This window comes from Phreatobacter sp., assembly GCF_052440005.1.
Taxonomy (GTDB): Bacteria; Pseudomonadota; Alphaproteobacteria; order Rhizobiales; family Phreatobacteraceae; genus Phreatobacter.
Window position 1 is genome coordinate 80,853 of the sequence record NZ_JBQVQL010000004.1, and the last position, 10,622, is coordinate 91,474.

A 10,622-nucleotide genomic window follows, 5' to 3' on the forward strand; every position below is an offset into this window, starting at 1 on the left:
CTCGGAGCGCTCAGAGCTTGCCCATGACGGACTGCCGGAAGCCGTAGACGGTGCGCGAGCCGCGATAGGGCACGAGCGTCACCTCGCGCGTCTGACCGGGCTCAAAGCGCACGGCCGTGCCCGGCGGGATGTCGAGGCGCATGCCGCGCGCCTGCTCGCGGTCGAAGACGAGGCCGGGATTGGTCTCGTAGAAATGGTAGTGGGAGCCCACCTGCACCGGCCGGTCGCCGGTATTGGAGACGGTCAGCACGACGCTGTTCTGGCCCTGGTTGAGCTCGACGGTGCCCTCGGCCGGAATGATCTCGCCCGGTTTCATGCCACAACTCCCGCGCAGCCCTGGGGCTTCAGCACCCGTTTCGTCGAGGCAGGGAAGCGGGCGAGCTTGGCGGCGGGCCTGACCGGCCGGCGCACCAGCTCCCCGCCGCAGTTCGGGCAGGTCCCCTTCAGGACGTCACCCGCGCAATCGGCGCAGAAGGTGCACTCGAAGGTGCAGATCATGGCGTTCGTCGCCGCGGGCGGCAGGTCCCGGTCGCAGCATTCGCAGTTCGGGCGCAGGTCGAGCATGCGGATCTCCCCGGGAGCGGCGTCAGAAGAAGCGGACTGCGAGCACCACGCCGGCGACCGCCGTCAGGCCACCGGCGGCGCGAGCCGCCACCGGCAGCGTGAAACGGGTGGCGATCACCGTGACGGCGATACCGCAGGCATGGAGCAGCGCGGTCGCCAGGGCAAAGCCGGCGGCATAGGCGAGGCCGGAGGCGTCCACCGGAATTTCGGTGCCATGCGCATGGCCGTGGAACAGGCCTGCCAGAGCCGCGAGGGCGAAGCCCACCGCGAGCGAGGGTCTGAAGGCGAGCGCCGCGGCGAGGCCGATCACCACCACCGATGCGACGATGCCCTGTTCAACGAGGGGCATCGCCATGCCCGCCATGCCGAGGGCGCCGCCCAGCACCATGGCGGCGACGAAGCCCAGGGGCCAGAGCCAGAGCGCCCTGCCACCGGCGAGGCCGGCCCACAGGCCGACGGCCACCATGGCGAGCAGGTGGTCGAAGCCGCCGAGCGGATGGGCGAAGCCGGCCGTGAAGGCGGTGGTCGAACCGTGGCCCGTATGGGCCTCCGCCGCGGTTGCGAGGGCGGTCAGGACGGCGGCGGAAAGGGCGAGACGGAGGGAGCGCATGGGCCGGGCCTGTTTGCGGGTTCAGCGGATGGGTTCGTGGACGGTCACGAGCTTCGTGCCGTCCGGAAAGGTCGCCTCGACCTGGATGTCGTGGATCATCTCCGCGATGCCGTCCATGACCTGGTCGCGGGAGACGACATGGGCTCCCGCTTCCATCAGGTCGGCGACAGCCCGGCCGTCCCGCGCCCCTTCGACCACGAAGTCGGTGATCAGCGCGATGGCCTCAGGGTAGTTCAGCTTGACGCCCCGCTCCAGCCGCCGACGGGCGACCATGGCGGCCATGGAGACGAGCAGCTTGTCCTTTTCGCGCGGCGAGAGATTCATCGAGCTTCCTCAGCAGGACCAGACGCGCGGGATCGGCCCGCGCAGCAGTTCCAGAATGTTCACCAGGGCGGTGCGGAGTGCAAACGGGTCGGGCGCCAGCAGGCGCAGCGACAGGAGCCCGTCGAAAGCGCTGGCGCCGGCCTCGACCCCGCGCTCCGCAAGAGGCTCGAGGCGCTCCCTCACCGCATCGAGACGCCCCTCCGCATCGGGCGCGACCAACACGAGGCTCGCGGCGGCCTGCGCTCCGGCGCCGCACGCACGGCGCGACAGCGCTTTGGCGATGCCGCCCTCGAGCTTGAGGCCCTCAGCATAGACGAGACGGCCGCCACGCCGGATGCGCCAGCGGTCGAAGAGATAGGCATGGTCCACCCGCTCGCCACGCGCCAGCCGGCCGAAGACGACGCTTTCGACGGCCAGCAGCCGCGCGTCGGACGCCATGTCCACATCGAGCCGCCGCTCCAGCGCCGATCCTTCGAACAGGATCGCCTCCTGCGGCAGCCAGGCGAGATCGGCGCCTTCCGCGATGGTGAGGGTGGTGTCGAATCGCCCGATCCCTCCGGACGAGCGGTAGACCTTCTCGGCGGCCTGGGTCGTGACGACTGCACGGGTCAGAGGGGCCGCAGCGACGTCGAGGATGAACCGGTCGCCGCCAGTGATGCCGCCGGCCGTATTGATCACCACCGCCTCGAGCGCCTCGCCGGGCTCGACCCGCGGCATGCGGATGCGCAGCCCCGCTTCCTGGTAGCACTGACGGATCACGGTCGCGCCGTCGCGCGTTGCCAGCGTCAGGCGTCCGGCACCGAAGGCCCGCTGCATCCGCGCGCCGGCGGAGCGCCAGGCGAACGGCCCCTCTGTCGCCCCCTGTGCAGCAACCGCCAGCATCTGCAAGATCACCCCCGTCTGGCGCGATCTTGGTTACCGGCCACGCCTGCCGCAAGCACAGAAATTGTGCAGAAACCGCTCCGGAGCGACCAAAAGGAAGGCCTGCGAGAATCACGCACCGCGCCCATGATCGTGGCCGGAACCAGCGGCTGGTTACCGCGTATTAACCTCGTCCGGGAACACTGTCGGCTCGCCGTGCATCGCATCCCGTGTGGACTCGTTCCTGCCGAGGGGCCGCAAGCCCTCCGAGCCGGATCGCCCTGGAGACGACCTTGATGCAGACCTTCACGCGCCCGACGCCCGACCCGACCCGTCGCTCCGACAAGGCCGACCCCATGGTGGCGAGCCTCGGCCGCCGCGGCGAGCTGACCGATGCGGAGGCCTTCGCCGTTCTGCGCAAGCGATTTCCCGAGACCGCCCTCTGCGAGCGCGTCGCCGCCATCGCCGACTGGCGTCGCGGCTGATCAGGGGGCCGGCGGGGGATCACTCTCGACCGGCGGCGCCGACGCCGCCTCTTCCGCCAGCGCCATCTTGCGCGCCTGCAAGGCGATGATCGGCAACGAAACCAGGTAGGCGACCGAGCCGACTGCCAGCACTTCCCAGGGATAGCTGAACAGCAGTGCGACGAAGGCAATCGCCAGGACGAAGAGCGGCAGAACCCTCTCGCGCGGCACACGTGCCCCGAGCTTCTTCCCCGAGAAGACCGGCACCTTCGACACCATCAGGAGCGCGATGACAATCGTGTAGGCGGTCGTCACCAGCGGCGGGCTCAGGAGGTTGGGAAGGCCGCTGCGCTCCAGGTAGATGGGCAGCAGCAACAGGATCGCGCCCGCCGGGATGGGCACGCCGGTGAAGAAGTTCGCCATCCAGGCCGGACGGTTCGGATCCTCGATCTGGACGTTGAACCGCGCGAGCCTGAGGGCGCCGCAGATCGAGAAGACCAGCACGGCAATCCAACCGATCGGACCGGCGTGATTCATGCCCCAGAGATACAGGATGAGCGCGGGGCCGGCGCCGAAGCTGACGAAGTCGGCGAGACTGTCGAGTTCGGCGCCGAACTTCGAAGTCCCCTTCAGCAGCCGCGCGATGCGCCCGTCCATGGAATCGAGGATCGCCGCCAGCAGCACGAGATAGACGGCGATGTCGAACTTGCCCTCCAGCGCCATCCGCATCGCGCTCAGACCGGCGCAGAGCGCCAGCAGCGTGATCAGGTTGGGAATGAGGAGACGCATAGGCACGGGTCGAAACCGCCGCCGGGGCGGTTCGTTGCGATCCGGCGTGAAGGGCTGGAAGAGCGAGGACATGGCGCGGACCCTAGCCTGAATTGCGGGGCGCGTCAGCCGATCCGGACGATCCTCTGCGGCTCGTCGGAGGCCATGTCGGCGAGAACCGTCTCGCCGGCAACGGCGCGCTGGCCCTCGGCGACGAGCGGCTGGGCGCCTTCCGGGAAATAGACGTCGACGCGCGAACCGAAGCGGATCATGCCGAAGCGCTCGCCGGTCGCCAGCGGCTGACCCTCGCCCACCCACCAGACGATCCGGCGGGCGATGAGACCGGCGATCTGCACGACGCCGAAGGCGCCGTAACTGTTGCGGATGACGAGGCCGTTGCGCTCGTTGTCTTCCGAAGCCTTGTCGAGATCGGCATTGACGAACTTGCCGGGACGATAGGCCATCTTCTCGATGGTCCCGCCGATCGGCGCGCGGTTCACGTGGCAGTCGAAGACCGACATGAAGATCGAGACGCGCAGCATCGGGGAGGTCCCGAGGCCGAGCTCGACCGGCGGCGTCACGCGGGAGATGAGCGAGACGCGACCGTCCGCCGGGGAAATGACCAGTCCGTCGCGCGCCGGCGTGACGCGCACCGGGTCCCGAAAGAAGAAGACCACCCAGACGGTCAGCGCCAGCATCGGCCAGGTCAGCCAGGCGCCCCACCATGCGAGCAGCAGCGTGCCTACACCCGCGATCGCGATGAAGGGATAGCCCTCGCGGTGAACCGGAACGAGAACGGTGGTCCTGATGCTGTCGACGATGGACATGAAATCTCTCCGCAAGGGCCCCGCATCGCGTCTGCCCGACGTGCGGATGGGGAAACCCCGATGAACTCCCGCCGCCTCAGGAGGCGGGAGCCGTGGTCTCCCCGTCGCCGTCGCCGTCGGTTTCCCGCTTTTCGGCCGCGCGCTTCTTTTCCATGCGGGCGACGACGAGAATGCCGACTTCGTAGAGCCCGATGAGCGGAATAGCCAGCGACAACTGGCTGATCACATCGGGCGGCGTCAGAATGGCCGCGAGAACGAAGGCGATGACGATGAAATAGCGGCGCTTGGTGCGCAGGAACTCGGTGTCCACCACGCCGATCTGGCCGAGCAGGGCGATGATCACAGGCAGCTGGAAGGAAATGCCGAAGGCGAAGATCAGCGTCATGATGAGGCTGAGATAGTCCTCGACGCGGCCGAGATACTGGATCGCGGTGGCGGTGTCGCTGGGCGCCTGCTGCATGCCGAGCGAGAACAGCATCAGCGCCCGCATGACGAAGACCAGCACGAAGATGCCGCCGGCGAAGAAGCAGATGGGGGTCCAGATCAGGTAGGGCCGGAAGGCGTCCTTCTCGTGGGTGTAGAGGCCGGGCGCAACGAACTTGTAGAGCTGGATGGCGATCAGCGGAAACGCCAGGAAGGCGCCGCCGAACATGCCGATCTTCAGCTGCGTGAAGAAATACTCCAGCGGCGCCGTGTAGATGAGGCGCACCTCCGTCCGGGGAATCTTCAGATAGTCGGCGGCCCACTCGTAGGGCAGCACCAGAAGCTGGAAGATCTGCTTGGAGAAGGCGAACGAGAAGATGAAGCAGACGACGAAACCGAGCATTGCCTTGATCAGCCGCGACCGCAGCTCGATCAGGTGCTCCATCAGCGGTGCCTTGGAAGCCTCGATGGCGTCCTCGTCCGCCTTCAGCTTGTCCTCGGGAGCGGGAACGGAGGTCATGCCTTGGTCTTTCTGGAGCGCTTCGGCTTCTCCGTCTCGCCCTCACCCTCGGCGGCGGGAGGCGCCGGCTCGGCCGGCTCGGCCACAACAGGCGCGGGTGGCGCGGAGGGCGCCGGGGTCGCAGCCATGAAGCCGGGCGGCGGATCGACGGGAGCCGCCCCGAGGACCGGCGACTGGACGGGAGCCGGTGCTGGTGCGGAGAACGCGGAGGGAGGCTCGATCGGAGCCGGCTTGAAGGCGTTCTGGATGGCCTGGGGGTCGGCCGTGTATGAGGGCGGCGCCGGCACGGCCTGGGCCAGCGGATCGGGCGCAGTCGGCCCGATCATACCGGGGGCGGGCTGGCCCTTGATGTCGTCGACGGCCGACTTGATCTGGTCGCGAGCGTAGTCGATCGGGTTGAAGGTCGAGGTGGGCGTCGAGCCCACCGCGTCCGTCACGCTGTTGATCGAGGACTTGACCTTGTCGACCTCGGCCTCCTGCAGGGCCTGGTTGAACTGGTACTGGAAGTCCGAGGCCATGCGGCGCAGCTTGGAGAGCGCCTGCCCCATGCCCCTGAGGACACCGGGCAGTTCCTTCGGGCCGATCACGACCAGCGCGACGACGCCGATCAGTGCAATTTCGCCCCAGCTCAGATCGAACATGGCAATTCACCGTCCACGCGCATGCGCGGGCCTCAGGAGGAAGCTCACCCGGCTCCGCGAAGACCCGACGCTCAGCCGACCTTGGGAGCGGAAGCGGGCGTCTGCTCCGACGTGGTGGCGGCGGGCGCGGGCGCAGGCGTGACCGGCGGGGCCGAAGGGGCGGCCGCAGGCTGATGATCGATGGTCGAGGCCGGCACCACCGGCGGCGTCTCCGGCTTGTCCTCCTCGGCGAGGCCCTTCTTGAAGGCCTTGATGCCCTTGGCGGCGTCGCCCATGAATTCGGAGATCTTGCCGCGGCCGAACAGCAGCAGCACCACGATGGCGACCAGAATCCAGTGCCAGGCGCTAAACGTACCCATGATTCACTCCTTGACCGTTTGGCGCCGGGTCCCGCAGCGGGGCGGGCGGCGCGATTGTTTGGTGCGGCCCTGGAACGACCGTTGATGTGGGAAACTATGCGGCGGGTGCGGCAAAAACAAGAACCTCGGAGGCGGTAACGTCAACGCCGATGTCGCGGCCGGGGCTGAGCCCCTCGGCGGAGCGCACACGGGCCTTCAGCGGGGCCTCCATGCCTTGCACCACGATCTCCAGAAGCTCGACTTCCCCCAGATACCGCCGCGAAACCAGTCGACCGGGCACGCACATGCCGGCCGGCTTCGGCAGGATCGACTGCGGCCGGATCGCCGCCACGGCCGGAGCCCCGTCGGCGAGGCCGGGCGCGGCAAAATAGCCCACCGGGGTGATCAACCGGCCGCCCTGCACGATGCCGGGCACCTCGTTGACGTCGGAGAAGAACCGGGCGGTGTCGAGGTCGGCGGGAGCCTGGTAGAGGTCGCGCGGCGTGCCGATCTGCGCGATGCGGCCCTCGCGCATCAGCACGATCCGGTCGGCCATGCGCATCGCCTCCTCCGGATCGTGGGTGACGACGATGCAGGTCGCCCGCGTTTCCCGCATCACCGCCAGCGTCTCCTCGCGGATCGCGTCGCGCAGGCGGCTGTCGAGGCCGGAGAAGGGCTCGTCCATCAACAGGATGCTCGGCCGCGGCGCGATGGCGCGGGCGAGCGCCACGCGCTGCTGCTCTCCGCCTGACAGGGTGTGGGGATAATCGAGGGCGTGGTCGGCGAGCCCGACGCGACTCAGAGCGAGCCGCGCCGCGCGCTCCGCATCCGCCTTCGGCAGCGCTTTCAGGCCGAACATGACGTTGGCGAGGTTGCTGAGGTGCGGGAACAGCGCGAAATCCTGGAACACGAGGCCGACCCCGCGCCGCTCCGGCGGCACGAAGGCCGCGGGTCCCGCCACCTCCCGGTTGTCGATCAGAACCCGGCCAGAAAGCGGCCGCTCGATGCCGGAGGCGATCCTGAGCAGGGTCGTCTTGCCGCAACCCGAAGGCCCGAGGAGGCAGAGGACCTCGCCCGGCGCCACCACCAGCGAGATACCGGCGAGCGCCCGCACCGCCCCGTAGCCGTGCACCACGTCCTCGAACGCGAGCGCGGAGGCGATCGACGTCCCGGCGGTGCCGCGCCGTCCCCAGCCCGACACCGTGTCCATCAGGGTGCGGTTCATGGCGCGTCCCGCTCCGGGGCCGGCGCCAGGCCGAAATCGAGCTCGCCGTCGTCCGGCTCCTCGTCGTCGCGCAGCGCCACGTCGTCGTTGGGAATCGGGATGCGGAACCCGGGCGGCAGGCGTCCGTCCAGCATGCCCGCCGCCTTGAGGTCGTCGAGGCCAGGAAGGTCGCCGATGGCCTCGAGTCCGAAATGCTCGAGGAATGCCGGCGTCGTGCCGAAGGTGACAGGTCGGCCCGGCACCTTGCGGCGTCCGCGGATGCGGAGCCAACCGGTTTCCATCAGGAGGTCGATCGTCCCCTTTGCGACGGTGACGCCGCGGATCTCCTCGATCTCCGCCCGAGTCACCGGCTGGTGATAGGCGACGATGGCAAGCGTCTCCAGCGCGGCGCGCGACAGCTTGCGCTCGTCGGTGGTCTCCCGGTGCAGCAAAAACGAGAGGTCCTGAGCCGTGCGGAAGGCCCACTTTCCCGCGACGCGGACGAGATTCACCCCGCGCGGCGCGTAGAAGGCCTGGAGCGTGGTCAGCAGCGCGCGCAGGTCCGCGCCCCGCGGCAGGCGTTCCGCAAGCGCCGCCTCGTCGAGCGGCTGGGCCGCAGCGAAGAGCAGCGCCTCGACGATGCGCAACTGCTCGACCGGCCCGTCGACCATGCCGACGGGCGCGCCGAGTCGCAGCTGTGCCGGATCGTCCATGTCCCGCTCGTTGGCCATGCGGGCTTCTATCACGTCCCGGGCGGCTTGGAAGCCGGATCGCCCCTGCGTTTCCGCATCAAAAGCGGCCCGAGCGGGCGGTCCTGGTGCAGTTCGAGGACGCCCTCGCGCACCAGTTCCAGGCTGGATGCGAAGCTGGATGCGAGCACCGTCGCCCGCTTCTCGTCGCTGACTAGGTAATCGATCAGGAAGGTGTCGAGCGGGGTCCAGTCCATCGACGCGCCCACCAGGCGCTCCAGGATCTCGCGCGCCTCGGCCAGCGACCAGACCTTGCGATGCTCCATCGTGACGTGGGACAGCGCGCTCTTGCCCCGCTGCTGGGCATAGGCGGTGAGGAGATCATAGAGGCTCGCCTCGAAGCGCCGCTCGGCCAGCGCCACGATCGGTTCGGGATCGCCGCGCCCGAAGACGTCGCGGCCGAGCCGGTGGCGCGTCATGAGCCGGGCTGCCGCGTCCCGCATGGCCTGCAGGCGCTGCAGGCGGAAGGCGAGCACTTCCGCGAGTTCCGGGCCGGTCGGCCCCTCCCCCTTGGCGGGCTCGGGGATCAGCAGGCGGGACTTGAGGTAGGCGAGCCAAGCGGCCATCACGAGATAGTCGGCGGCAAGCTCCAGCCGGAGCTTGCGCGCCTCCTCGATGAAGTCGAGATACTGGTTGGCCAGCGCGAGGATCGAGATCTTCGTCAGGTCGACCTTCTGCGTGCGGGCGAGCGCCAGCAGCATGTCGAGAGGCCCCTCGAAGCCGTCGAGGTCCACCACGAAGGCAGGTTCCGACGTGCCGCGGTCGGCCATCGTCTCGAAAGGCAGGACGTTGCCGCCGTTGGGGATGGGGTTGCGCGCCATGTCGGGTCCGGACCGGAGGAACCCGGCCGGGTCCTCATAGCGCGGATCATAGGCTCAGCGCATGGTCCGCCGCAAAGGCTGTGGACGACGCGCTTTGCGCCCGCTCGAGGCTCTTCTCGAAAAGGGCGAAGGCCTCGCGGGCGTCGAATAGCTCAGGCAGGTGGCGGATGCGGCCGAGCGCGGCCCCTGCCCTCTGCCTTGCCCGCCCGCCGAGCGGCCGTGCCTCGGCCGCGACCTGCCGCATCTCGTCGATCTTGCCGTTGCAGTGGAGCACAACGTCGCAGCCGGCCCGGTAGGAGCGCCGCGCCCGCTCGCCGAGCGTGCCCTCCAGCGCATTCATCGACAGGTCGTCAGTCATGACGAGGCCGTCGTAGCCGATGGCGCCGCGCACCACCGACTGCATCACCCGGCGCGACGTGGTCGCGGGCCGGCGCGGGTCGATGGCCGTGTAGACGACGTGGGCGGTCATCGCGAGTGGCATGTCGGTCAGGGTGCGGAACGGCAGGAAGTCGGCCTGAAGCGCTTCCAGCCCAGCATCGACCACCGGCAACGCGGCGTGACTGTCGGCCCCTGCCCTCCCATGGCCGGGAATGTGCTTGATGACTGGCAGCACGCCGCCGGCGATGAGGCCCTCGGCCACCGCCCGCCCGAGCGCCGCGACATCTCCGGGTTCCGTGGAGAGGGCCCGGTCGCCGATCACGTCGTGGGCGCCCGCCACCGGCACGTCCAGCACCGGCGCGCAATCCACCGTGATGCCGACGGCGTGGAGATCGTGCGCCATCAGCCGGCCGGCGAGCCGCGCCAGGGCACGGCCGTGCAGCGGATCGTTGGCGAGGCGGGCGAAGACGCGCGCGGGCGGATATTTCGGCCAGTGCGGCGGGCCAAGACGCTGGACGCGTCCGCCCTCCTGGTCGACGAGGACGGGCGCATCGGCGCGCCCCACAGCGTCACGGAAGTCTCCCACGAGCCGCCTGATCTGGTCGGGATCGGCGCAGTTGCGCCGGAACAGGATCAGGCCCCAGGGATCGAGGTCGCGGAAGAACGCCGCCTCCTCCGCCGACAGGGTCGTGCCGGCACAGCCGAGGATCAGAGCCGTCTCGGCCATGGGTCCGTCGTGCCGATCAGTTCAGCACGCAGGAGCCGCCGGCCGACTTCAGCCGCTGGCAGAAGTCCTGGGCCTCGTCGCGGGAGAACGGGCCGACCCTGAGGCGGTGCCAGGTGCCGCGACCCGGAATTTCCGCGGTGCGGATGTTCGGCGTCTGGCCCTGGAGCTGCGGGAAGCGGCGCGAGGCCGAGGTGAAGGCCGTGCGGGCCTCCGCCTCCGACTGGTGCGATGAAATCTGCACGAATGTGCCGCCGCCGGCGGTCGCCGCAGTACGCACGGAGGCCGTGCGCTGCGGGCCGAGGTCGAGGGGCTGGGGCTGAGCGGGCGCAGCAGCCGGACGCGGCGCGGCGCGGGCGGGTTCAACCGAGGTCGGGGCAGCCGGCTCGGCGCGCGCAACCCGCAC

At 69.5% G+C, this 10,622-nt stretch carries 16 protein-coding genes; 1 reads left to right on the forward strand and 15 read right to left on the reverse strand.

Translation table 11 applies throughout. From position 1 onward, the window contains the following. Positions 1-10: 10 nt before the first annotated feature. Genes ACT6XY_RS02140 through ACT6XY_RS02160 form a run of 5 tightly spaced genes read right to left on the reverse strand, consistent with a single transcriptional unit; the run spans position 11 to position 2,380 of the window. A complete protein-coding gene (locus tag ACT6XY_RS02140; protein WP_444746678.1) occupies positions 11-316 on the reverse strand; it encodes an urease subunit beta in 306 nt (101 codons plus the stop codon). Then, positions 313-564, reverse strand: coding sequence for a DUF1272 domain-containing protein (locus tag ACT6XY_RS02145; RefSeq protein ID WP_444746679.1), 252 nt, complete (start codon positions 562-564; stop codon positions 313-315). Before ACT6XY_RS02145 ends, ACT6XY_RS02140 begins: the two co-directional genes overlap by 4 nt. Positions 565-586: 22 nt before the next feature. Then, entirely contained in the window at positions 587-1,174 is a 588-nt protein-coding gene (locus ACT6XY_RS02150; protein WP_444746680.1) for a HupE/UreJ family protein, read from the reverse strand. A gap of 21 nt (positions 1,175-1,195) precedes the next feature. Beyond that, the gene (locus ACT6XY_RS02155; RefSeq protein ID WP_444746681.1) at positions 1,196-1,498 is read right to left on the reverse strand and encodes an urease subunit gamma; all 303 of its coding nucleotides are present in this window, start codon (positions 1,496-1,498) and stop codon (positions 1,196-1,198) included. A gap of 9 nt (positions 1,499-1,507) precedes the next feature. Next, on the reverse strand, positions 1,508-2,380 hold the full coding sequence (locus tag ACT6XY_RS02160) for an urease accessory protein UreD (protein WP_444746682.1): 873 nt from the start codon (positions 2,378-2,380) through the stop codon (positions 1,508-1,510). Between the two features lie 275 nt (positions 2,381-2,655). On the opposite strand from ACT6XY_RS02160, the gene ACT6XY_RS02165 reads away from it, so the two are divergent. Further along, positions 2,656-2,844 carry a hypothetical protein gene (locus ACT6XY_RS02165; RefSeq protein ID WP_444746683.1) on the forward strand — a complete coding sequence of 63 codons (189 nt, stop codon included), beginning with the start codon at positions 2,656-2,658 and terminating at the stop codon, positions 2,842-2,844. Here the strand turns inward: ACT6XY_RS02165 and pssA are convergent, their stop codons facing one another. From pssA to ACT6XY_RS02215, 10 genes are all read right to left on the reverse strand, one after another. After that, complete coding sequence (pssA, locus tag ACT6XY_RS02170) at positions 2,845-3,684, reverse strand: CDP-diacylglycerol--serine O-phosphatidyltransferase (RefSeq protein ID WP_444746684.1); 840 nt, start codon at positions 3,682-3,684, stop codon at positions 2,845-2,847. A 32-nt stretch (positions 3,685-3,716) separates the two neighbouring features. Next, positions 3,717-4,418 (reverse strand): phosphatidylserine decarboxylase, encoded by a 702-nt coding sequence (locus ACT6XY_RS02175; protein ID WP_444746685.1) that lies wholly within the window; start codon positions 4,416-4,418, stop codon positions 3,717-3,719. A 76-nt stretch (positions 4,419-4,494) separates the two neighbouring features. Further along, positions 4,495-5,331: a twin-arginine translocase subunit TatC gene (gene tatC / locus ACT6XY_RS02180; protein WP_444746693.1), complete on the reverse strand. Its 837-nt coding sequence runs from the start codon at positions 5,329-5,331 to the stop codon at positions 4,495-4,497. 26 nt (positions 5,332-5,357) lie between these two features. After that, positions 5,358-6,002, reverse strand: coding sequence for a Sec-independent protein translocase protein TatB (gene tatB, locus ACT6XY_RS02185; protein WP_444746686.1), 645 nt, complete (start codon positions 6,000-6,002; stop codon positions 5,358-5,360). Positions 6,003-6,073: 71 nt separating this feature from the next. Further along, positions 6,074-6,361 carry a twin-arginine translocase TatA/TatE family subunit gene (locus tag ACT6XY_RS02190; RefSeq protein ID WP_444746687.1) on the reverse strand — a complete coding sequence of 96 codons (288 nt, stop codon included), beginning with the start codon at positions 6,359-6,361 and terminating at the stop codon, positions 6,074-6,076. 94 nt (positions 6,362-6,455) lie between these two features. Then, entirely contained in the window at positions 6,456-7,565 is a 1,110-nt protein-coding gene (locus ACT6XY_RS02195; RefSeq protein WP_444746688.1) for an ABC transporter ATP-binding protein, read from the reverse strand. Next, positions 7,562-8,257 (reverse strand): SMC-Scp complex subunit ScpB, encoded by a 696-nt coding sequence (gene scpB, locus ACT6XY_RS02200; protein ID WP_444746694.1) that lies wholly within the window; start codon positions 8,255-8,257, stop codon positions 7,562-7,564. The genes ACT6XY_RS02195 and scpB overlap by 4 nt, the downstream gene beginning before the upstream one ends. A 29-nt stretch (positions 8,258-8,286) precedes the next feature. Beyond that, positions 8,287-9,114: a segregation and condensation protein A gene (locus tag ACT6XY_RS02205; RefSeq protein WP_444746689.1), complete on the reverse strand. Its 828-nt coding sequence runs from the start codon at positions 9,112-9,114 to the stop codon at positions 8,287-8,289. Between the two features lie 46 nt (positions 9,115-9,160). After that, entirely contained in the window at positions 9,161-10,219 is a 1,059-nt protein-coding gene (gene nagZ / locus ACT6XY_RS02210; protein WP_444746690.1) for a beta-N-acetylhexosaminidase, read from the reverse strand. Positions 10,220-10,235: 16 nt separating this feature from the next. Next, a partial coding sequence (locus ACT6XY_RS02215; protein ID WP_444746691.1) for an SPOR domain-containing protein occupies positions 10,236-10,622 on the reverse strand: 387 nt, incomplete at its 5' end.

Bases quoted from the DNA above. Each gene is read 5' to 3' on its own strand.
- ACT6XY_RS02140 (WP_444746678.1), bottom strand. From the start codon at position 316: ATGAAACCGGGCGAGATCATTCCGGCCGAGGGCACCGTCGAGCTCAAC.
- ACT6XY_RS02145 (WP_444746679.1), bottom strand. From the start codon at position 564: ATGCTCGACCTGCGCCCGAACTGCGAATGCTGCGACCGGGACCTGCCG.
- ACT6XY_RS02150 (WP_444746680.1), bottom strand. From the start codon at position 1,174: ATGCGCTCCCTCCGTCTCGCCCTTTCCGCCGCCGTCCTGACCGCCCTC.
- ACT6XY_RS02155 (WP_444746681.1), bottom strand. From the start codon at position 1,498: ATGAATCTCTCGCCGCGCGAAAAGGACAAGCTGCTCGTCTCCATGGCC.
- ACT6XY_RS02160 (WP_444746682.1), bottom strand. From the start codon at position 2,380: ATGCTGGCGGTTGCTGCACAGGGGGCGACAGAGGGGCCGTTCGCCTGG.
- ACT6XY_RS02165 (WP_444746683.1), top strand. From the start codon at position 2,656: ATGCAGACCTTCACGCGCCCGACGCCCGACCCGACCCGTCGCTCCGAC.
- pssA (WP_444746684.1), bottom strand. From the start codon at position 3,684: ATGTCCTCGCTCTTCCAGCCCTTCACGCCGGATCGCAACGAACCGCCC.
- ACT6XY_RS02175 (WP_444746685.1), bottom strand. From the start codon at position 4,418: ATGTCCATCGTCGACAGCATCAGGACCACCGTTCTCGTTCCGGTTCAC.
- tatB (WP_444746686.1), bottom strand. From the start codon at position 6,002: ATGTTCGATCTGAGCTGGGGCGAAATTGCACTGATCGGCGTCGTCGCG.
- ACT6XY_RS02190 (WP_444746687.1), bottom strand. From the start codon at position 6,361: ATGGGTACGTTTAGCGCCTGGCACTGGATTCTGGTCGCCATCGTGGTG.
- ACT6XY_RS02195 (WP_444746688.1), bottom strand. From the start codon at position 7,565: ATGAACCGCACCCTGATGGACACGGTGTCGGGCTGGGGACGGCGCGGC.
- scpB (WP_444746694.1), bottom strand. From the start codon at position 8,257: ATGGACGATCCGGCACAGCTGCGACTCGGCGCGCCCGTCGGCATGGTC.
- ACT6XY_RS02205 (WP_444746689.1), bottom strand. From the start codon at position 9,114: ATGGCGCGCAACCCCATCCCCAACGGCGGCAACGTCCTGCCTTTCGAG.
- nagZ (WP_444746690.1), bottom strand. From the start codon at position 10,219: ATGGCCGAGACGGCTCTGATCCTCGGCTGTGCCGGCACGACCCTGTCG.